Source organism: Fulvivirga sp. (assembly GCF_040218215.1).
Lineage (GTDB): Bacteria > Bacteroidota > Bacteroidia > Cytophagales > Cyclobacteriaceae > Fulvivirga.
In genome coordinates, this window is the sequence record NZ_JAVJQL010000002.1 from 1 (window position 1) to 21,318 (window position 21,318).

Annotated in this window: 23 protein-coding genes; 8 read left to right on the plus strand and 15 right to left on the minus strand. The window is 38.2% G+C overall.

The genetic code is table 11. The annotated features are described in order from the left end of the window. Nucleotides 1-217: 217 nt before the first annotated feature. Together RIB54_RS00080 and RIB54_RS00085 are read right to left on the minus strand one after the other, a co-directional pair. Complete coding sequence (locus tag RIB54_RS00080) at nucleotides 218-979, minus strand: SDR family NAD(P)-dependent oxidoreductase (RefSeq protein WP_350098587.1); 762 nt, start codon at nucleotides 977-979, stop codon at nucleotides 218-220. Nucleotides 980-1,071: 92 nt separating this feature from the next. After that, a complete protein-coding gene (locus tag RIB54_RS00085) occupies nucleotides 1,072-1,980 on the minus strand; it encodes a helix-turn-helix domain-containing protein (RefSeq protein ID WP_350098589.1) in 909 nt (302 codons plus the stop codon). Between the two features lie 95 nt (nucleotides 1,981-2,075). Between RIB54_RS00085 and RIB54_RS00090 the strand changes: the two genes are divergently transcribed. Then, nucleotides 2,076-2,861, plus strand: a complete 786-nt coding sequence (locus tag RIB54_RS00090) for a glucosaminidase domain-containing protein (RefSeq protein WP_350098591.1) — start codon at nucleotides 2,076-2,078, stop codon at nucleotides 2,859-2,861. Further along, nucleotides 2,862-3,953, plus strand: a complete 1,092-nt coding sequence (locus RIB54_RS00095; RefSeq protein WP_350098593.1) for a polysaccharide deacetylase family protein — start codon at nucleotides 2,862-2,864, stop codon at nucleotides 3,951-3,953. 86 nt (nucleotides 3,954-4,039) lie between these two features. On the opposite strand, the gene RIB54_RS00100 is transcribed toward RIB54_RS00095, so the two are convergent. The 4 genes from RIB54_RS00100 to RIB54_RS00115 all read right to left on the minus strand — a co-directional run bounded on the left by RIB54_RS00100 (nucleotide 4,040) and on the right by RIB54_RS00115 (nucleotide 7,487). After that, nucleotides 4,040-4,897: a universal stress protein gene (locus tag RIB54_RS00100; protein WP_350098595.1), complete on the minus strand. Its 858-nt coding sequence runs from the start codon at nucleotides 4,895-4,897 to the stop codon at nucleotides 4,040-4,042. A gap of 59 nt (nucleotides 4,898-4,956) precedes the next feature. After that, entirely contained in the window at nucleotides 4,957-5,382 is a 426-nt protein-coding gene (locus tag RIB54_RS00105; protein ID WP_350098597.1) for an Hsp20/alpha crystallin family protein, read from the minus strand. A gap of 198 nt (nucleotides 5,383-5,580) precedes the next feature. Next, on the minus strand, nucleotides 5,581-5,916 hold the full coding sequence (locus tag RIB54_RS00110) for an ArsR/SmtB family transcription factor (RefSeq protein ID WP_350098599.1): 336 nt from the start codon (nucleotides 5,914-5,916) through the stop codon (nucleotides 5,581-5,583). Between the two features lie 128 nt (nucleotides 5,917-6,044). After that, nucleotides 6,045-7,487, minus strand: a complete 1,443-nt coding sequence (locus tag RIB54_RS00115) for an amidohydrolase (protein ID WP_350098601.1) — start codon at nucleotides 7,485-7,487, stop codon at nucleotides 6,045-6,047. 132 nt (nucleotides 7,488-7,619) lie between these two features. Between RIB54_RS00115 and RIB54_RS00120 the strand changes: the two genes are divergently transcribed. From RIB54_RS00120 to RIB54_RS00135, 4 genes are all read left to right on the plus strand, one after another. Further along, a complete protein-coding gene (locus RIB54_RS00120) occupies nucleotides 7,620-7,784 on the plus strand; it encodes a YqaE/Pmp3 family membrane protein (protein WP_350070604.1) in 165 nt (54 codons plus the stop codon). Between the two features lie 139 nt (nucleotides 7,785-7,923). Next, a complete protein-coding gene (locus RIB54_RS00125) occupies nucleotides 7,924-8,271 on the plus strand; it encodes a hypothetical protein (protein ID WP_350098603.1) in 348 nt (115 codons plus the stop codon). 85 nt (nucleotides 8,272-8,356) lie between these two features. Further along, nucleotides 8,357-10,327, plus strand: coding sequence for a DUF3352 domain-containing protein (locus RIB54_RS00130; protein WP_350098605.1), 1,971 nt, complete (start codon nucleotides 8,357-8,359; stop codon nucleotides 10,325-10,327). Between the two features lie 170 nt (nucleotides 10,328-10,497). Then, the gene (locus tag RIB54_RS00135) at nucleotides 10,498-11,253 is read left to right on the plus strand and encodes a GAF domain-containing protein (RefSeq protein WP_350098607.1); all 756 of its coding nucleotides are present in this window, start codon (nucleotides 10,498-10,500) and stop codon (nucleotides 11,251-11,253) included. A gap of 32 nt (nucleotides 11,254-11,285) precedes the next feature. Here RIB54_RS00135 and RIB54_RS00140 read toward each other — a convergent pair whose 3' ends face one another. From RIB54_RS00140 to dinB, 5 genes are all read right to left on the minus strand, one after another. Then, nucleotides 11,286-11,597 carry a response regulator transcription factor gene (locus tag RIB54_RS00140; protein ID WP_350098609.1) on the minus strand — a complete coding sequence of 104 codons (312 nt, stop codon included), beginning with the start codon at nucleotides 11,595-11,597 and terminating at the stop codon, nucleotides 11,286-11,288. Between the two features lie 202 nt (nucleotides 11,598-11,799). Further along, the gene (locus RIB54_RS00145; RefSeq protein ID WP_350098611.1) at nucleotides 11,800-12,369 is read right to left on the minus strand and encodes a 2'-5' RNA ligase family protein; all 570 of its coding nucleotides are present in this window, start codon (nucleotides 12,367-12,369) and stop codon (nucleotides 11,800-11,802) included. 12 nt (nucleotides 12,370-12,381) lie between these two features. Further along, nucleotides 12,382-15,357: a DNA polymerase III subunit alpha gene (locus RIB54_RS00150; protein ID WP_350098613.1), complete on the minus strand. Its 2,976-nt coding sequence runs from the start codon at nucleotides 15,355-15,357 to the stop codon at nucleotides 12,382-12,384. A gap of 46 nt (nucleotides 15,358-15,403) precedes the next feature. Continuing rightward, nucleotides 15,404-15,751 carry a four helix bundle protein gene (locus tag RIB54_RS00155; RefSeq protein ID WP_350098615.1) on the minus strand — a complete coding sequence of 116 codons (348 nt, stop codon included), beginning with the start codon at nucleotides 15,749-15,751 and terminating at the stop codon, nucleotides 15,404-15,406. A 51-nt stretch (nucleotides 15,752-15,802) separates the two neighbouring features. Next, a complete protein-coding gene (gene dinB, locus RIB54_RS00160; RefSeq protein ID WP_350098617.1) occupies nucleotides 15,803-17,017 on the minus strand; it encodes a DNA polymerase IV in 1,215 nt (404 codons plus the stop codon). A gap of 322 nt (nucleotides 17,018-17,339) precedes the next feature. On the opposite strand from dinB, the gene RIB54_RS00165 reads away from it, so the two are divergent. Both RIB54_RS00165 and RIB54_RS00170 read left to right on the plus strand, forming a co-directional pair. After that, a complete protein-coding gene (locus RIB54_RS00165; RefSeq protein WP_350070393.1) occupies nucleotides 17,340-17,585 on the plus strand; it encodes a hypothetical protein in 246 nt (81 codons plus the stop codon). A gap of 49 nt (nucleotides 17,586-17,634) precedes the next feature. Continuing rightward, complete coding sequence (locus RIB54_RS00170; protein WP_350070390.1) at nucleotides 17,635-17,832, plus strand: hypothetical protein; 198 nt, start codon at nucleotides 17,635-17,637, stop codon at nucleotides 17,830-17,832. On the opposite strand, the gene RIB54_RS00175 is transcribed toward RIB54_RS00170, so the two are convergent. From RIB54_RS00175 to RIB54_RS00190, 4 genes are all read right to left on the minus strand, one after another. Beyond that, a complete protein-coding gene (locus tag RIB54_RS00175) occupies nucleotides 17,829-18,419 on the minus strand; it encodes a nucleotidyltransferase family protein (protein WP_350098619.1) in 591 nt (196 codons plus the stop codon). The two genes, RIB54_RS00170 and RIB54_RS00175, sit on opposite strands and share 4 nt — an antisense overlap. Continuing rightward, nucleotides 18,412-19,584, minus strand: a complete 1,173-nt coding sequence (locus RIB54_RS00180) for an XdhC family protein (protein WP_350098621.1) — start codon at nucleotides 19,582-19,584, stop codon at nucleotides 18,412-18,414. Before RIB54_RS00180 ends, RIB54_RS00175 begins: the two co-directional genes overlap by 8 nt. 30 nt (nucleotides 19,585-19,614) lie before the next feature. Next, entirely contained in the window at nucleotides 19,615-20,034 is a 420-nt protein-coding gene (locus RIB54_RS00185; RefSeq protein WP_350098623.1) for a rhodanese-like domain-containing protein, read from the minus strand. 82 nt (nucleotides 20,035-20,116) lie between these two features. Beyond that, a complete protein-coding gene (locus tag RIB54_RS00190; protein WP_350098625.1) occupies nucleotides 20,117-21,304 on the minus strand; it encodes a tetratricopeptide repeat protein in 1,188 nt (395 codons plus the stop codon). Between the last annotated feature and the right edge of the window lie 14 nt (nucleotides 21,305-21,318).

A 21,318-nucleotide genomic window follows, 5' to 3' on the forward strand; every position in this document is an offset into this window, starting at 1 on the left:
AGATATCCTCTCCCTCAAAACTTCTTTGTAACTTAACTCTATTCATAAGCTTCGGTGTTTGGTTTATCACTCCTTAATAGATAAATCTATTTGTGAAAACCAACCCGAAGTTTATTTTTCAATCATACGAACTCAAAAGTAACCGTCATTGCGATCCGCCAGCTAGCGGATCGCAATGACGAGATTTTAATACTTTTGAGAATCCTTCTTTTATTATTTACACCAACATCCCACCTGACGCTTCAATACGCTGACCGTTTATCCAGCCACCTTCTTCAGTACAAAGGAAGGCCACTACGCCACCAATATCTTCTGGCTCTCCTACTCTGCCCAAAGCAGTAACGCTGGCGACCATCGCTCTTTTCTCTTCATCATCCCTGTTGCCACCACCACCAAAATCTGTGGCTATGGCACCCGGTGCCACTACATTAGCTCTAATGCCTCTGGATCCTAACTCTTTAGCTAGGTATCTGGTAAATACCTCAATACCACCTTTCATAGAAGCATACGCTGAGAATCCAGGTAGAGAAAACCTTGCTAATCCAGAAGAAATATTAACTATACGGCCATTGTCATTTAACAGCGGTAAAGCCTTCTGCGTCAGAAAATAAACTCCTTTGAAATGGATGTTCATCATCTCGTCAAATTGATCTTCAGTTGCATCGGCAATTGGTGCGTACCTGCCTGTACCTGCATTGTTAACAAGGAAATCGAAATTGGCACTGCCTGTTTCCTTTTTAAGCTCAGAAGACAGCTGTTTGAAGAAACCATCAAATGATTTAACATCCCTTGTATCTAGCTGATATACAAAGGCTTTTTGTCCGAGCTTTTCAACTTCAGCAACCACTTCTTCAGCTTTGGCTTTGTTGGAATTGTAAGTAAACACCACATCTACTCCCTTCTTGGCCAAATTAATAACCATATCCCTTCCCAAGCCACGGCTTCCACCTGTGACCAGTGCTATTTTGTTCTTTGTCATAATTAAAATCGTTTAATGAATTAATAATGACACAAAGCTAGGTGCAACTGATCCTGACTAATTTGCGTGCAGCAAACAGCTTTTTGCATAAATCAAATAACTACTGCTTTTCTAAATTTAACGGGTGAGTTTTGGGTGTTCTTTTTAAAGAAGTTGGAGAAGTGCGCTGTCTCTTCGAAACCTAAGGACTCGGCAATCTCGGCTACATTCCAGTTGGTATGCCTCAATAAAATCTTAGCCTCTTGCAGAATGCGATCTGAAATGATGTCAGTTGTAGTCTTTTGCACTGTTTCTTTCAGTGCGCGGTTTAAATGGTTCACATGAACATTTAACTTCTCTGCAAACTCAGAAGCTGAGCGTAGCTTTATTTTCTGATTTACATGTTCAATAGGAAACTGACGCTCCAGAAGCTCCATAAAGAAAGAAGAAATACGGTCTGAAGCATTAGAATGATGATTGGTGACCAAATTAGCTGGTTGCAGCTTCATAGCAGTATGTATCATATCAAAAACCAAATTCTTCAATGCATCATATTTGAAGGCATAATCTGAGTTGATTTCAGTAAACATCTTCTTGTAGATCTCTGAAAAAGCATCTGCCTGCTCATCTTCTAAAATAAACACAGGAGTACCTCCCGACTGAAATACGGGATATGAATAGATATTTCCATACTGATGGAAATACGCTTCAGTGAACAGGCAGAAATAACCAGTCAATTGTTCATCTATCTTTTCAAAATTGTAGGGTATTTGGGGGTTAGAGAATATCAGCACTTGTTTGTCTACCTCAATTACTTTATCTGCATAATGCACCCTGGCCCTGCCCTTTACCAAACTTATTTTATAATAATCCCTACGGTTATAGGGCATGGGCTTTGGTTTTGCACTGGCAAACTCATCCAATTGGAATACATTGAAATGACCTATTCCAGAGTTAAGGTTGTCAGGGGTAAACTTTAAATCATTGGCATAAAACTCTTCGATTGATAAGGCCTTCTTCATAGCTCAAAGTTACAAAATTCAAATCATCAATATCAAAAGTAACTTCTGAGCAAACCATCAGAAACTTTTCTATCTTTATTCGGTTACACAATCGGATGAACTTACGATACAGATATAGTTGGGTGCTGCTATTGACTTTTCTTTCTTGTAAAGAAAAAGTAAACAAGCTACAAGTAGAAACCATAGCGTTAAATGATACCACTGAAGTTGAACTGTTACAAGATTCATTGGTAAAACCAGTACTTTATTTCAACGTGCCTGATCTAAGTCGTTTACCTGTTCAAGAGAGCAAGGCAAAGTTTATTGCCATCACCCTGCCTTCTGTGCTCATTGCCAGATATCATATAGACTCAAGGCGGGATAGCATAGCTGCACTGGTTACCAAAGAAAAGTGGTCAAAGGAAGACTCCACCTTATTTCTGAGGGAGAAACAACGGTTTAAAGCTCACGATATTAACAACCTTCTTGACAGGATGATCACGCACCCTAATAGCATAACACTGGCGCAGGCTGCTGTAGAAAGTGGCTGGGGCTCTTCTAGGTTTTTCAGACAAGCCAACAATCTTTTTGGCATTTGGGCGTATAATGAAGATGAACCAAGAATTGCAGCCAATAACAATCAGGTGTACTTGAGAAAGTATGATGACATATCAGAATCTATAGAAGACTATTTTGTGACACTTGGCAGGGCCAGACCTTACAAAGAATTTAGAAAGGCGAGAAAAAAAACCAATGATATTGATGTTTTATTGCCGTTTTTGAGAAGATACTCTCAAAGGGGTGCTGCCTATGTACACCAGCTTAAAACCATCATAAGGCAGAACGATTTAACCAGGTATGACAATTATAAGCTGGATCCCCAATACTTTAAAGAAGAGTAAATGAGACAGTCTTCTGTGTTGATATTGCTGCTTTTCATCGCGCTGAATTCTTGTCAACAGTCGAACAAAGCTGATAATGAAGAGGATAGCAAACAAGTTGGTCATTCAAGTGAAATTAATGACAAGGAAATTGTATGCTTTGTCTATCACAGGTTTGACGATGGCAGATATCCTTCCACCAATATTTCTTTAAAGGACTTTGAAGCGCACCTACAATATTTAAAAGAGAATGATTATCAAGTATTATCGTTTTCCTCAGCTATTAAGTACTTAAAATCCGAATCAAAAACCCAAAAAACAGCTGTCATCACTATTGATGATGGTTACAAAAGCTTCATTCAGAATGGGCTTCCTTTGCTTAGGAAATACGATTTCCCTGCAACACTTTTCATCAACACAGAAACAGTTGGTGGCGGTGATTATATGGATTGGGAAGAAATTGAAAAGGCCATGAATAATAAGATTGAGATTGGAAATCACACACACTCCCATGATTATTTCCTGAACATGCCTGAAGCATCAAGGTATCAGGCTTTTGAAGAAGAGATAAAGTTAAGCCAGCAAATTATAGTGGAAAACATTGGAATAACCCCTACTTCATTTGCCTATCCGTATGGTGAGCTTGATCCTAAAATGAAGGATATTGTTAAAAACTCAGGCTTTATAGGCGCAGCAGCTCAAAACTCAGGGGTTATCTCCAGTGGCTCTGATTTGATGCAATGCCCAAGGTTTCCAATGTCAGAGGCTTATGCAGGTATCGACAAATTTACCTCTAAAGCCGAAATGCGGGCTTTGAAAGTCATTAATATTACACCTAGCTCATTTATAATACCCGAAAACAAAAGTAAGCCTGAGCTCAAGTTAAATGTCAATCGTGCTGACCTTCAGCTGAATAGGCTACAATGTTTTATTCAAGGAGCTGAATGTCGGATAAATAAAAGTATATCAGAAAATGGTGAAGCAATAATCACTTTGTCACCAGCGTCAGGTATCGAAAATAGAAGAAGAACACTGTACACCGTTACGGTGCCGGATACAGTGGGTAATTGGCATTGGTTCAGCCACTTGTTTATCAACTCTCAAACCCGTTGAGTATTTCAGTATGAAAACTATCTCAATTAAAGATAGCACCTTTTTAAATTCATAAAGGCGCTATACTAATTGACATCACCATTCTATTATTTATCACTAACTGCAAGTACTGGAAGATTTGTTTCATTCAGTATCTTTTCAGTATCGCTACCGAAAATGAAACGTATTAATCCTGAATCGCCTTCTGATACGCAGGCGATTACATCCGCAGAAACCCTTTTAGCTAAAGTATTTATTTGATCCAAGTCACCATCAATCTCGGCAACTGAGGTTGTAAATTTTTTAAAATTATTGTTCTTTGCAAAAGTCTTTATATGCTCAGAAACATTATCAGATATTAAGCCTGCATGTGTTTTGATGTAGACAATGTGAACATTCATGTCTAACAATGTTGCGAATTGGCTTATTGATCGAATAGCTTCTTTGGAGTAATCTTTCAATTCAACCATTAATAGTAAATTGGATTGTAAGCCTATCGATTGATAATCTTTAACTGCCAACACTGGCACTTCAGCTAGCCTTACAGTTTGAGCTGCATGGTTACCGGTGAACCATTCGTAAATATTGGTCTCTCCAGTAGTACCCATTACTATAAGGTCAATAGGATTTTTACTAAGAAATCTTTCAATCGTCTCATCATACTTTCCAAACTCAATATTTGAAAGCACCTCCAAGGTTCCAAAATCATAATTCATTATCAATGATTGGAGCTGTTGGTTCTTTTTACCAATCAGTTCGACCATAAAATGTTCATGCCTGTTTTCATTAGCTTCTTTCGCTATCATGTCAGCATCTGGCTGAAAATCAGACGGTCCGGATTCATCAATGATGTGTAAAAGGTGAATTTTGGCATTTATTTGTGATGCTATATCGATAGCTGTTGCTAATCCTGCTTTGGATTCCTTTCCAAAGTCTATGGGTACTAATATATTTCTCGTTTTCATGTCTCTATTGTTTTAAGTTTAACTTGTATGCATCAGAGCATAATATCTAATGTAATTGACTAACTGATTTGAATAGTGGCGGATGTTGGTTGGTGATTTTCCTTTTTTGGCACTAGTATTTTTAAAATACCAGATTCGTACTTTGCGTGAATCTTTTCCAGTTCCACATGTTTGGGAAGTTCAAATGATTGATGAAAATCAGAGTAGCCAAATTGACGTCTTTTATATTCTTCTTTCGATTCATCATCTTCATTCTCATGCTTCCCTTCTATCATCAAATGTGAATCTTTTAGGTTAACGGATAGATTCTCTTTCTGATAACCTGGAATGCCCAATTCTATCTTAAACCTCCTGTCATTTTCAGAAACGTTAATAACAGGTGAACTATTCATCTTTCTATTCGTGAAAAAGTCCTCCAGATAGTTATCCGTTCCAAATCCACTAAGCAATTTATTACCTCTTTCTTTATCAGTTATACGTGTCATAGCTCTAGTCTTTTAATTAAGAATATTTACTAATTAAGAGCGAAAAACATGCCTCAAAGCATTTATTAGCTTTAAAACGACTATGGCATTTATTGGAATTAAGAATGTGATATTATTTCCACAAACCAAAATTGAGTTGAGGAATTTATTTCACAGTGCCACTTTTCGATGTGAAGTGTAAGTGTAGATTATTTAGTTTTATGAATTTTGATCCAGATGTTCATCCAGCCTGCTAAGCGAATCGTCCCAGAACTTATCATAAAAGTTTATCCAACCTGTGATTAGTTTAAGAGGTTTAGTGCTTGGAAGGCAGTAACGTTCTCTTCCGTGAGCATTTATGGTAATGAGTCCTGCTTCTTCCAGTATTTTTATATGCTTGGTGACTCCCTGGCGACTAATCTCATATCTTTCTGATATCTGTGTAATAGTTAAAGCAACACTGGCCGCAACAAGGGCATGAAATATCTCACGCCTTGTAGGGTCAGCTAGGGCTTTGAAAATCTGATCAATTTGCTCGTGGTGGGGCTCCTTCATTTGATATATGCAACTATAAAGTTGCCAACTTAAAACAAAAATAAGACACAACAAAATAGCTGTGTCTTATATCTCATGCAATGATCTGAGGTACCTTCCAGAATGTTGTAATAGATATGTCAGATTATTTAATCTATATCATTTACTGGAGGTGGGCCATCAGGCACTATACCCTTATACACATAATCGCCTTTACGCTCTTTAAACTCTGCCTTAACATCATCCCTCAGTTGTGCGTTTTCAAATAGGTCTATCATAGTCATGGAAAGTGCTTGTGTTGCATAAAGCATCCCTTTATGGCCAATTGACATCCCGCTGCAAGCCACCACTGCCCAACTGTGCCAGGGCGTGTCTTTTGGTGCCACAGTAGCGCTTAAACGAATGGTCGGAACTACCCAACTTACATCACCTACGTCTGTTGATCCACCCCTAGGATGCTCTAAAGTCTCTTCCATGGGTTCTATTTTGGTGTCAAAACCGATTTGTGGCTTGTTAGTCGCCTCTTGAATTTTCTTGGCAAAGGCTATTTCATCTTCAGTAAAATCAAGTTCGCCCAGATATTCCAAATTCTGTTGTAAGGCGCCCGCCCCTGTTCTATTCACTAGTACTTCATGAACACCCGAAACCAAAGTGATTTTGTAGTCAACATCTGCCATTATAGCAGCTCCCTTAGCTATTTCCTCAACACGTTTCCACACTTTAACCATCCCGTCCCTCTTAGTATCACGGACGCGCGTCCATATTTTGGCATAATCAGGCACTACATTCACCACCTTGCCTGCTTCCATAATATCATAATGAATCCTTACTGAAGGCAGGATATGCTCTCTGTAATAGTTTATTCCAGTTGTATATAATTCCAAACCATCAGCAGCACTTCTTCCATTCCATGGATCACCTGAGGCATGCGCTGCCTGGCCTTCAAACTCAACAATGAAGTCAACTAACGCTAACCCTGCCTGAACATTGGCTTTAGTTGATGAACTTGGGTGCCAGTCCATCATAATATCTACATCATCAAAGGCACCTTCACGTACCATCCACAACTTACCAAAGAATTTCTCCTCAGCGGGTGTACCGTAAAACCTCACTGTGCCCTTGAGCTTTCCGCTTTCTATTTGCTCTTTAATCACCGTGGCAGCTCCCAAAGAGGCTACTCCGAAAAGGTTGTGACCACAACCGTGACCTGCACCACCTTCATGAACCGGATCTTTATGGGGAACAGTTTTCTGAGACAGTCCAGGCAAAGCATCAAACTCTCCCATTATACCTATTATTGGCTTTCCTGAGCCATATTCTGCCGTAAACGCAGTAGCTATACCACCCACATTTTTAGTAATCTTAAAGCCTTGTTTTTCAGCATACGCCATCAATGCTGCTGCTGATTGTTTTTCCTGAAAAGCCACCTCTTCAAAAGACCAGATTTTATCGGAAAGGGCTGTAAGGTCATTGGCCTTGCTTTCTACACTGGATATGGCTGCTTTCTTATTGGCATTTATTTTTGGTTTCTTTTGCGCAGAAACCTGAATTGCCATAAGGCAAATGATAAATAGGGCAAGTAATTTTTTCATAACGATTGATTCTATTGGTTCAAGGAATGTTTTAAGTTATAAAATAGTTAACCCACAAATAAATTAATCGAATAACTATCATTCCGCTTATCAAATAATTAGTAGATTCATAATTCAATAAAGAATAAAGAAATGAGTATCATTAGAATAATATTTGCCATCATATTGCCACCTCTTGGTGTATTTTTAACAGTAGGCATAAGAGGCGCATTTTGGTTAAACATATTGCTAACCATTCTGGGTTTTGTACCGGGCATTGTTCACGCGGTCTGGATCATTGCAAAAAATGATAAGTAGCTGAAAACGCCTTTTCATTCCCAGGCTAACAATGTTTTGCTCCTTGCTAAAATAGGTTTTCCAAAAATTTGGTTGTAGTTCATATCTTTTATAAAACTCTTCAATGAATCATAAGCGTCTATTCAAAATCTATTGTTTTATGAGTGCACTTCATTTTATTATATTCTTTGCAGGGTGGGGTGCTGGATCACATGGTCAAATGTTCGCTAATAAATCAGAAGCAATTAAAATTATAATGATTTTAATAATAATAGTGCTGATTCCTGTGATTAGATATTATGAGATGAAACAAAAGTCACCGGCTATCTTTTTAAGCATATTACTGCTAACATTATTAATAGTAGAACTTATAATTATCAGTTACCTCACTTTCCTTTTTGGATATGAAATCAACATTCTAATTTTCTTTATGGCTGCAATGATAATATCTATTATTACTCAAATAGTTCCAATATACAGGCAACTTCGAATTATGATTGCTAAATAACTGCATAAATCTAGAAGGTAGAGCCAAAATCCTACTTTACAAATCTATAATTGCTGAAACTCACCCTATCAATTCTTAATAAATTATGAAGAAATTCATCATTATTTTACTCGTTCTAGGTGTCCTTTTAGGTGGAGCCTACCTCTACTTCTTCCATCTAACACCCATAAAAAAGAATAATCCGCTTGCATCCGTACCTTCAAATGCTGCCATTATTGTCAGCATGGATAATCCATTAAAGCAATGGCAAAGGATGACGGACAATGATATCTGGGATTATCTAAAAACCAATCCATTTCTTTCGTCTATTGGCAAAAGCATCGACAGTCTCAATACCGAAATTAAGAAAAACAGCGTTTTGTGGGATCTCACCGCTGCCAGGCCAATGGTTATATCATTCCATAATATCAGAGATGAAGAATATGAAATACTTTATACTGTAGACCTTCAGAAAGCCACTCCGCTCAGCTTTTTAAAGGACTATATTGGCAATATCATTGGTAATAATGCCAAGGTTTATACAAGAGAGTATCAAGGTACTGAGATAATTGAATTCTCATTTAATAATTCACCAGAGGTTTACTATTTGAGTTTGAACGGGAACCTATTAATTTTTTCTACCACTCACGCACTTATCGAAAAGTCAATTGAACAGCAGTCAAGTACTGAGATAATAAGAAATCTTGATTTTATTGAAGTGAGTAAGTACATGGATGCTGATGCTCCTACTATATACCTTCAGCAAAAGGACTTCGCCAAGTTTTTGGAGAAATTTTCAGACAATACCGAGCAAAAGGAAACCTTAAAATTCTTTACTTATTCCAATTTTATGGGTCTGAACACCAATGTTGGTGACAATTATATTACCATTAATGGGTATTCTGACCTCCCTGATAATGAAGAAAACCTACTGCTGTCGCTACTTGATGCAGGCAAGGGAGAAATCAACCTTGGTGCCATAGTTCCGGAAAACGCATCCACTTTCATGAGTTTGGGCTTTTCAGATGCCAAAAGATTCTACAATAATCTTGAGGTGTTTTTAGAGGAAGGTGAATCAGGTGAAGAGTATGAAAAGAATAAAGAGAAGCTGGAGAAATTCCTGGACATATCAATTGAAGAGCATATTATAAGCTGGATTGACAATGAGATGGGACTCATTCAACTTAACTCCAACAGCGATAAGAACAAAGTAGAAATGGCGGTTGCCATAAGATACAATGACCTTGATAAGCTCAATGAAAATTTAGAGTTGATTGAGACAAAGATCAGGCGAAAGACACCAGTTAAGTTCAAAGGCATTGACTACAAAGGCTATTCCATCAAATTCTTATCCATTAAGGGTTTCTTTAAATTGATTTTCGGTAAGATGTTTTCTTCTATCGATAAGCCCTATTATGTGGTTTTAGAAGACTATATTGTCTTTAGCAATTCGCCCAAAACGTTGGGTAAGATCATTACTGCCAACTTGGAAAACAAGACTTTGAATAGTACTAAAGAGTATGCTGAGTTTATGGAAGAGTTTGACCATGAATCCAACATATTCATTTATGCCAGTGCTGAAGAGCTATTAACTGATGCTAAAAGGGTTTTGGATGATAAATCGTGGAGCAAGCTAAGAACCCACAAGAAGTATATAGAAGGCTTTCCCCTGTTGGGCATACAACTGCTACCTGATAACGGCTTGCTCTCCTATAAGCTGCAAATGAAGCATTTAAACAACATAGAACAAGAGAATTGGCAATCTTTACTAAAAGAGCTTTCTGCAGTAAGCGATGCCTCAGAAGCTAGTGAGGATGAAGTCAATGAAGATTATATAATAGCAGTAGAAAACATCTTGCCTGAAGACTTAAATGACAAAAAGCTGACCGAGAATTTCGCCAATGGTCAACTGAAGTTTGAAGTGCCCTTAAAAGACGGTCTAAAGCATGGTCGATATGACGAATATGACAGTCTGGGCAACCTTATCATAAAAGGAAGATACAAAAACGACAAGAAAGCTGGCACCTGGAAGTTTTATGACAGTGAGGGTAAGTTGGTGGATAAGGTGAAGGAGTAGAAATTTTGGTGAACAATTGCATCAAGGAGCTTGTACCTTACTTTGTATTGATGTGGAGCCCCCGTCAATACTAAAATTTGATAAGAAAAATTCATTAATCAAGATTGGTTATTTACTACGGAAAAGGTAACTTATATCAGTTACTTCTCTTAACCTTTAAATATACTGTCATGGCTCAAAAACTCTACGATTACTTTCTTAGGGCTGGTGAACTTGGAGGCATTCAAGCACGTACCCGGTTATCAGGCTTGTCAAAAATGACATCTGTGGAAGCAAAGTCAATTCCTGATTCAGATGAAAAAATCAAATTGCTAGAGGCGCATTTCAAAACATTGATTAGTGAGTTTGGTAAGGGTTCCACTTCCAAAACTACAGGGTCGACTGTGATAGATTCCAGTAAGGGCCTGGTAGATAAATTAAGAAAGCAGATGAGTGTGTTTGCAGACCTAACCGCTACGAGGTCTATCTATTCCAATAATATTAAAACTACTGCCAGCCGTATAACAGAAGCTTTGGTTGATGCCATAGATGTTGAACGCGCTAGTATTTGGCTATATAACAATGCGCAAGATGCGATAGAATGTATTGACCTGTTTGAAAAATCTAAAAGCTCACATTCATCAGGCACGGTACTTAAGTCGTCTGACTTTCCTAACTATTTTAAGGCTGTTGCGACCCAAAAAACGCTGGCCGCAGAGAATGCGCATTCCCATCCGGGCACCTCAGAGTTTTCAGAAGTATATCTTAAACCATTGGGGATCAATGCCATGCTTGACGTGCCCATTTATGTAAATGGTAAAATGGCTGGTGTTGTGTGCCATGAACATACTGGGGATTTTAGAAAGTGGACTACTGACGAAGAAACGTTTGCTTACTTGATGGGGAATATTGTTGGAATGACAATTGAGAAAATATCAGCAACCTGATCCATACTATATAATAATATTGTTGATTGGGCTTATACCAAATCAAAAGCCAATGCATAGCGATACAGTTGCACCATAGAATTGATGCCCAGTTTCGCATTGATCTTTTTCCTGTGATGCTCTACTGTAAACCTGCTAATATGCAAACATTGTGCAATTTCTGGATTGTTAAAGTCACTGGCTAACAACTTCAAGATTTCACGCTCGCGCCTGGTTAACGAATGATATTGATCATGATGCACCAGCTTAAAGATTTGCTGGTTTCTGATGCGTTGAAGCTTATGGTTAAACACATGCGTTGTCAAACGCTTTTTCTTTGAGCTGAGGTGGGCAGTTGGTTTCATGATAAAGCACTATATACCCTATCAATTTATGAATTCAACAAATTAGATAATTGAATAATCGCTTAACCAAATTTAATAGGAAATAGATAAGTACCTCTAAATCATTAGTTTAGATGAATTTACTAAAGTAAATATTAGTTGATTTCACCTAAAGAATTAGGTGATTTTCACGAATCTGAAATGTTCCCATCCTGTGCTTACATTACTCCAAACAAAAATCTATCGATCTATCCCAAGTCCTATTTGGTTCTCTTGATAGAAGAGAAATATGATTAACATAGAACGATTTCGGATAATCCATTTGCCTAAAATAATGAAGACTCTCATAGAGTTGTTTCATATCCCTTGTCTTAGAAATAGTTATGTGGAAGTTCTCTACCACCCCAAAACTCTTATTATTAAAACCCGCTTTTTGGACTAATGCCGTATAAATCTTTTTATTCAAATAGTTTAGTACCAATGAGGCTCGAACTTTCAAAATGAGGATATTCGGATAAAACATATCAAACCCTTCTACTTCAATCTCAATTGGTGAATTTAACTTTACCTCATGCAGGGAATTCACTATTTTCCATTCACTATCCCCATTGCGCAAAAATCCCACGAGCGTGATGTGAGGCTGTGATTTTATTCCAAGTGGATAATCACCAAAAACATTATAAAAAAGTTCTTTAAGCTCCCTTACTTGATCAAAAACCGTTGTAGGGGGAGTAATTCTAACAGTGAACTGCCTTGGGTCCACTGGTGCAAATGGTAGGCTTAATTGTCTCATTGTTATTTTGCTTCAAATATTGAGTTCATTTCCTGAATTGACCGAATACCGCGGATCATCGATATACCGCTCTTTTTCCATCATCATTACTTCTATGGAAGGGAAGTCATACTCCTCTACCACCTTTCCGGTAATGGTATAGACACCACGCCCACGAAATGGCCACCGCTCAGCAGAGGGTGGAAAGTGTACCGTATCAATAAACTGACCTTCGAGGTCAATGAAAGTGCCGAAGTTCATACGCTTTCCTTTTGAAGTGCTGGTGTTTTTAATGGCAATCAAATAGCCCAGAATTGTGATTACTTTCCCAACCTGACGCTTAAGATCCTTGGTACACAGCGTGCTTTTAAAATCTCCATCTAACAGACTAAATGGGTGGCACAAGGGGAAGCCTATAAGCTCCATTTCATCAAACGCATCTTCCATTAAACTAACACTTAGCTTAGGAATCGTAAATCGCTTATAATCAACTCTAAATAGAGGAGTATTGACAGAAGGCTTCTCTTTATTGCCAAGCAAGAAATGTGCTTTCCACAACAACTCCTTTTTATTGATTCCAGTAAAGCGAAAACCTCCCACTCTGATTAAAATGGCAAGCTGTTCAATAGATAATGCCACCCGACTCACAAAATCTTCCAAACTCATGTATTTACCCTGATGCTCACGATCTGCAACCAATCGTTCAATTACCCGCCCCTCTAAATCCAATACAAGGCCAAACCCTAAATAAATGTCTTTGTCATAGATCCTTGTGTCATAGGCGCTCTTATTAACACATGGGGGATATATCTCTGCCCCTTGCATTCTTGCTTCGTGCACATAGAGCTCAACCCGGTAAAAGCCCCCGCCATTATTAATTGTGGCCACCATATACTCCAATGGAAAATAAGCTTTTAAAAAAAGGCTCTGATAGCTCTCCACCGCATACGAAGCGGAATGTCCCTTGGCAAAGGCATAACCAGCAAAGCTTTCAATCTGGCGCCAAACATCAGCCGTTATCTCCCGGCTATACTTCTTCTCAAGACAGTTGTTGAAAAACTTCTCTTTAACCTGCTGAAACTCATCCCGTGACCTGAACTTACCTGACATCCCCCTTCTAAGCACATCAGCCTCTCCTAAATCCAAACCAGCAAAATGGTGTGCTACTTTAATCACATCTTCCTGATAGACCATAATCCCATAAGTATCAGGCATAATATCAAGAAGCACAGGATGAGCGTCATTTCTACGTTCAGGCTCTCTAAACCTAACGATATATTGCCGCATCATTCCTGATTTAGCCACACCAGGACGTATAATCGAGCTGGCTGCCACCAAACCAAGGTATTCATCAGCTCTTAGTTTTTTCAATAGCATCCGCATGGCCGGAGACTCCACATAAAAGCAACCTATGGCTTGCGCTTCACGCAAAAGCTCTTTGATACGCGGATCCTTCTTTAATGATTTGAAGTCATGGATATCAATATCAGGGGCATCAGGGCAGTTTTCCTTTATCAATGCGAGAGAGTCTTTGATTTTACCAAGACCTCTTTGCGCTAGTATGTCAAACTTATAAAGCCCCACATCTTCAGCAATGTGCATATCAAAATGTGTAGTAGGAAAGCCCTTAGGAGGCAAACTGGTAGCCGTAAAATATTGAATAGGGCGATCGGCAATGAGTACACCGCCTGCATGAATACTCAAATGACTGGGCAAATTAGAAATATAGCTGCTGTACTTAAGCACAGTGGCCGCCATAGCATCAGACGGATGCCCTCCTTCTGCCATTTTCTCTATTTCATGAGCAGGGAGGCCAAAAACCTTTCCCAATTCTCTTATGGCAGCTTTTGCTTTGAAGGTGCTAAAGGTGGCCAAAAGAGCCACGCCATTGGGAGATTTTTTATTGAAATATTCAAAAATAAACCGTGTAACATCATCCCGGTCACGGGAAGAAAAATCAATATCAAAATCAGGAGGATTTTGGCGGTAAAGGTTGATAAACCGTTCAAAATACAGATCGAGCTCAATAGGATCCACATCAGTAATGCGTAACAGGTAGGCAACAATACTATTAGCGCCACTTCCCCTGCCCACATAATAATATTTCTTCTTGCGGGCATAATTGATGATTTTGCAGTTGATAAGGAAGTAGGACACAAACTTCTTTTGCTTGATAATCTGTAGCTCCTTTGCAAGCCTGCGCATGATTTTAAGGCTGCCCCTTGGGTACCTGTAAGGCATACCTCGCAGACAAAGCCTTCTCAAAAGCTTAAAGTCCTGCTCTTCAGAACCCGTATAGGTTTTAAGGTTTTGTGGTATATCAGTAGAAAAATCAAAATGGATATTGCATTGATCGAGTAGTATCTCAGCATTTTTTAGCAAATAAGGATAATCAGTATAAACTTCCTTTAACTGATCAGGAGATAGAAAACGGTCATTCTCACTCCCTTCCTCTGTTTTGGGAAGCTTGCTGAGCAACGTATTGTTATCAATTGCACGGAGCAGTCTGTGTGTATTGAAATCCCTTTTATGACGGAAAGTTATGGATGGAAAAGCTATCAGCTTCTCCGGCTGATTCTTCCATGGAGAGTTCCATAATTTAGAAAAATCAGAAGGCCTTACTCCTACAAACTCATAATCATGCAACTTAAAAGTTGCTTTATTAAACGGGTAAATAACAAATGCATACTTGAAGAAAGGTGCTCTTTCAGGAATAGGCTGATCTTGATGCAGGTGATAAGAAAGAAACTCGTTTAGCTCCTGAAAGCCATCATTATTCTTAGCTATAGCAACAAATTGCTGGTCAGCACCATTTCTAAAATCAATTCCCAGAACAGGTTTTACATTGTGTTTCTGTGCTTCTCTAATAAAAATCAAGCTTCCTGAAGTAGAATTGATATCCGTTAGTGCCATAGCAGAAATACCATAATACTCCGCCTGAGTCAATAGCTCTTTAGGGCTTATTACGCCATATTTAAAACTGTATGATGAATGAGTGTTGATGTACATGATGGCTAGGCTTTGAGTTGTGAGCTAAAAGCTGCTAGTATTTAGGTCACAATTTCTTAATGAAACTCATCAGCATCTTTTGCTCTTCATCAATCATCACTTTCAACTCATCTATGAGATTTTTCTCAGCAAGATTCAACCTTTCAACTATTAGAATCTGTGTCTCTAGTTCAAAGCACGAGCCTAATGCTATCTGAAGGTAGTATTTATGTTCCTTAGAACTATCCCTACTACTTACTTCAGAAATATTGGAGGGAATAGAGACTGATGCTCGGTTAATTTGACTGGTCAAACCATACTTTTCTTTAACAGGAAACAATTTGGTCAATGCATATGACCTAACAACTATATCCATTCCTGTTTGCCATACCTTTAGTTTTTTAAAATTCTTCATGTGTATATGTTTTATTAAGTCTCAAAACTAGTAACTCGAAACTCATAGCTTTTAAGCTCTTCTATTCGCCAAAAGCGGTGGTGGCTCCCCTGTAAAAGGGTTAAACCTACTTATCGTCTTAGCTTCTATACCAGCAGCACGCATCACTATCCTATCACCATGTTTATCCCTGATCTTATCCATGGCATGGTAGAGGTTGATCATCTCGGTAGCATCTTCAAAAAGGTTAATCTGATAACCACCATTCACCAGATGACTAAAACGCACGCCTATTAATCGTATTAACAATCGCTTATTGTACAGCTTATCAAACAACTCCAGCACTTTAGGAATAAGCATATGATCAGCTGATGTATAGGAAATCCTGTTCTGCAAGGTGTAGGTATTAAAATCAGAATAGCGAACCTTAACTGTTACACAAGAAGTAAGCTTCTGCCCTCTGCGCAGCTGAAAAGCCAAATTCTCTGCCATGGCCAGCATTATGGCTTTCAGTTTCACCACATCGGTAGTATCCCTATCAAAAGTGCGTTCTGTGGATATGGACTTGCGCTCAGAATAAGGCTCTACGGCTGAGTTGTCAATACCATTAGCCTTGCGCCAGATAGAAATACCATTCTTACCCAGCACCTTCTCCATCAGTTCTACCGGCATTTGCTGAATCGTTTCTATACGCTTAATGCCCAATCCGCACAAAACCTGGAAAGTTTTATCACCCACCATGGGTATCTTCTTTACAGACAGAGGGGCTAAAAAAGACCTCTCTAAGCCATAATCAACTTTCAACTGACTGTCTGGTTTGGCCTCTCCTGTAGCTATTTTAGATACCGTCTTATTTTCTGACAAGCCAAATGAAATGGGCAAGCCTGTATCTTTAGTGATTTTGGCACGAAGCTCACTGGCTATCTTGTAGCTGTTATAGAACTTATCCATGCCCGACAGGTCGGCATAAAATTCATCAATAGATGTCTTTTCATATAAAGGCACTGCCTCCTTTACAATCTGTGTTACCTCTTCCGACTTTTGAGTGTAGGTATAAGTGTTTCCTTTTATCTGTATTGCCTCCGGACAAAGCTGCTTGGCAAGCTTCATAGGCATGGCAGAGTGCACCCCAAACTTGCGTGCCTCATAACTACATGAAGCCACTACTCCCCGGTCTGTCACACCACCAATAAGTATAGGTTTTCCATTGAGTCTACTGTCGATCAAACGCTCACAAGAGACAAAAAAAGTATCCAAATCCAGATGCAGTATTGAGCGTATTTCCATATTACTAAATTACTAATATTTTTAGTAATTAATAATAAAATTAGCTTATGTAAAAAAATTACCCCTCCCCTGATAGATATTTTATTACAATTACACACACTGCATCGGTGGGGGAGAAAAAGGGTTTAGATGATGTTAAAATCATAATTATCTAATAAACAGATAGTTATATAATAACTAATAAACAATCAGTATAAGTATTCCAAATTAATTATTTTTAAATAAATGTGCATTTTTACACAAATATATTTGCATATATTAATTCATATAGATATAATTACATCATAATTCATTTTTTAATAGTGCATAAATACACAATATTATGAGCGAGTTTGAGAAAAAAAGAATAGACAGAGAGTTTCAAATCTTCACAGTGAAGAATTTTGAGAGCCCTAAGAAGTGTAAGAACCTGGATCAGATCAGGTTTTATGTTCAGGAGCTTAGCGCCAAGGTGGAAGAGTTTAAATCAAGATTCAACTATGTGCCATCTAATGCCTACAGCCTGTTGACACAATACAATCAGTTACAAAACAGAATGGTATTTGCTGATTTTAAAAACAGCTATTAAATTATAAGGACATTTGAATGTTATGAGATATGTCCCATCCCCAATTAAAATGCGCTATACTTTTGTGTATAGCGCTACTGCTAACGCTTCAGGTCGTATGCAGTATCATAAGATCAAGCCTAATCAATTTAAAGAGCGGATTACCCGAACAGAATTTATCGAAGCTTTTAACACACTAGAGATAGTTGCCATGAAGCCCATACAGGAAAAGTTATCCCCTGTATTTCAATTGGAATTTTACGTTTAGTTAGAAAGGTGGTTTAGTAAATCATCTGGAGTATCGATATCAATATTGCCTTTTTCAAATTCCACAAAAGCCACTCGCTCCAGGTTGGTTTTTAGAAACTTCAATGCTCCTTCACTATCTCCCAACCGAAGCAACTCATCAAAGACAGAACCCGAAAATAAAACAGGAACACCAAATCCCACCCCATATTTTGAGGCTATAATTGACTTTTCCCCTTTCTTAAATTCATTATAAAGTGCCAACAAATTTCCAGTCTCCAGATAAGGCTGATCACAAACGGAAGCAACAATAAAATCAGGCTGATTTTGACTTGAAGTAATTTGTGAAATACCCGTTTTTAATGAAGAACCTATACCAACAGACCAATTGGAATTTTCAATTAAACGGACTTTAGACTCGATAGATTTTGAATGCTTTTTATAATCTGCACCTAATACAACGTACACCTCTCCCAATTCGGATTGCTTAGCAACTTGTATAGTTCTGTTAAGCAATGTAAGTCCATCAGCAACCTCAACAAGCTGCTTCGACCTTCCCAATCGGGAGGAATTACCAGCAGCTAAAATCAGTATGGCTCCTTCAGGCATTACCTGTTTTTATCTCGGGAGTATTAATGTAGACTTGCTTAAAAACTTCTCCTGATTTAGGGTCTTTATCGTGTATTGGTCCGGTTTTATACTTAAGAAAACCAGATGATCTACTACTAAACTTGGCTTTTATTTCTGCAATAATAGAGAAGGCAATTTCTTCAGGCGTATCCGCACCAATATCCAAGCCGATTGGGTTGTGAATGCGGTTATGATCAATACTCGTTAATTCAATTCCGTTAGAAGCTAATTCTTCAAACATCTTATCTCCCTTTTTCTTAGGGCCAAGTATACCTATGTATTGAATTGAGGTTGGTAATAGCTGCTTCAAAACCTCCATGTCGTAATAATAATTGTGCGACATAAGCACAGCAGCCGAGAATGGCTTAACATTAATATTAGTTGTTACCTCATGCCTTTGGCAACCTGAAAGTTGCGCATTTGGAAAGTTGATAGGAATCAGGTGTGCTACACATTCGTCAAGAATGGTGACATTCCACCCCAATTGATGCGCAAAATTCGCAACCGGCTGTGCATCATAACCACCCCCAAAAATCAAAAGATCAATAGGCGGTTGAAAAACTTCTATAAAGACATGACTTCGCTTCCCTTCAAATGCAAACTCTTTAGCTTCTGCAGAATTGGTCTCCATAGCTTTGGAAAGGGATGTATATATCTCCTTTTCCGCTGGAGTGGTATTGGTCAGGTCAGTGTTTTCTGTCAGCCAGAATTTCGCCCCAACTTCAAGACCTTCAAAGTCGCTTTCAAAAACCGTAGCCAGTGAGGTAACCTTTTCTTCTTTATAGATTGATAGTAAAAAATCGATAGGGTTATGGTCATAGCGGATTGGTTCTAACAAAATATGAATAATCCCATTACAACCCAAACCAACTCCAAGGGAATTGTTATCATCATCCATTGTGTCATAAGTGATCATTTGGGGAATACCACTCTCCATAACCTTCCTGGCCTTTCTCAGCGCATCACCTTCTAAACAGCCGCCACTTATAGAACCTACCCAGCGACCATCATCAGTTATATACATTCTGGCTCCCGGGCTTCTGTATGAAGAACCTAATACCCTAACCACAGTTGCTAAAGCTGCTCTTTGCTTTTCAAAATTAGTTTTCTGATAAGCCTCTACTATTTTGGTAAGTTCATTCATACAGTATGGTAATTATTTCCCTTATTAAAGTTATTTGATATAACCGTTATAACCAACTCCTAGCTCATAGACCTCTTTAAAGCCTGCTGCTTTCAATTGTTCCAGGGCTTTGGCGCTTCTACCACCGGCTGCACAATAAATGGCCATAGGCTTATTCTTGTCAAGTTTAGCGGTACAATTGTCAACAAATCCATCACCCATAAAGTCAATATTTATAGCATCATCTATAAAACCACCGGCATACTCACCGGGTGTACGCACATCAACAAGCTGTACTTCTTCATTTTCAATGATTTTATTGAATTCTTCAAGAGAAACTCTTTTATGCACCTCTGGGTTCTGAACTTCTGTCATACCTGTATCATTTTCTGATGTATCACTGGTTTTATCCCCCGAACTACACGAAAAAATGGTTAATGCTGTTAATGCTAGAATTTGATATAATTTCATTTTCTGATGGTTTAAATTTTTATTTCTAATATATAAAAAAAGGGCTGCAAGAGCCCTTTTTTTATTAATGTTATTTATTTGATCAACCTTCCTCGTCACCAAGTTCGTCAAGGTTATTCATTACTTTTTCAGCTTTATCATACATTTTTAATTGAGTGTAGATGTACTGTAAAGTTTCCAGAGCAGTTCTGTCATTAGGCTGAAGTTCATTTACTTTTTCCCATTGAGGCATGGCTTCTTTTAAGCTTTTATCAATGTTAGCTTGCATCTCCTTTGCTTTCTTCTGATCAGCAGCTGAAATTCCAAGGTTATTTTTGGCTTTGATCAACTCAACGGCTTCATTATAGTATAAGACGGCTAGATTAAATCTTGCATTTAGAAGGTTAGGGTCAACTTCCAAACTGCTCATATAAGCCTCTTCGGCTTTATCTGGCTGGCCAGTTTCATCATACATTACACCTAATGTGTATCTCAAATTAGCATTATCAGGTTCAGCTGCGATTGCTGCCTCAAGTTCCTTTTGAGCTTCTTCCTGACGGCCCAGTTTTACTAAAGCATTGATTTCGGATTTTGCAAAATCCCTATCACCAGGGAAAATAGTTTTTGCTTTTCTGATTACTTCCAATGCCTTCTCATTGTCCTCATTAACTACACCTTCAATGTAAATTATTGAGTAGAAAGTATCTCTCCCTTTATAATCAAGCTCATTAATAAGGTGGTAATAATTCTTTAGCGCTTTGTCATACTCTTTACCAGCTTGTGCTACAGACCCAGCATAGATGTACCCAGTAGTATCCTCAGGCTGCACTATTGTAGTTTTCTCAAAATATTTATAGGCTTCTGAATTATTATCATTTTGATAATTCTCAACCCCTTTATTCAAATAGTACGACCACAAAGTATTCAATTGTTGTTCCTTTGTAACCGGAAGTCCAATGGCATCAGTTGTATAAAAACCTGAATTTCCTTTTTCAAGATCATCAGCTTTGGCAAAAGATTCCATAGCTGTTTTTAATGGATTATCTGCCAATGATTGATAATCAGGATTTGATGTAGTGTCTAATGATGCATAAACAAGTCCATGATAATACCATGTTTTACCATCATCTTTGAGTTTATCAAATACAATAGCCTGATCGATAATATCTTTGGCCTCTCCCAAATTCCCTTCGCTCCTGGCCTTTTCTGCTTGATTAATCTTAGGCTTTTTCTGTCCGTAAGAGTACCCTGCCACTAAGACAACAAGCATCAGTACAATTATTCTTTTCATAGTTTATTAGTTAT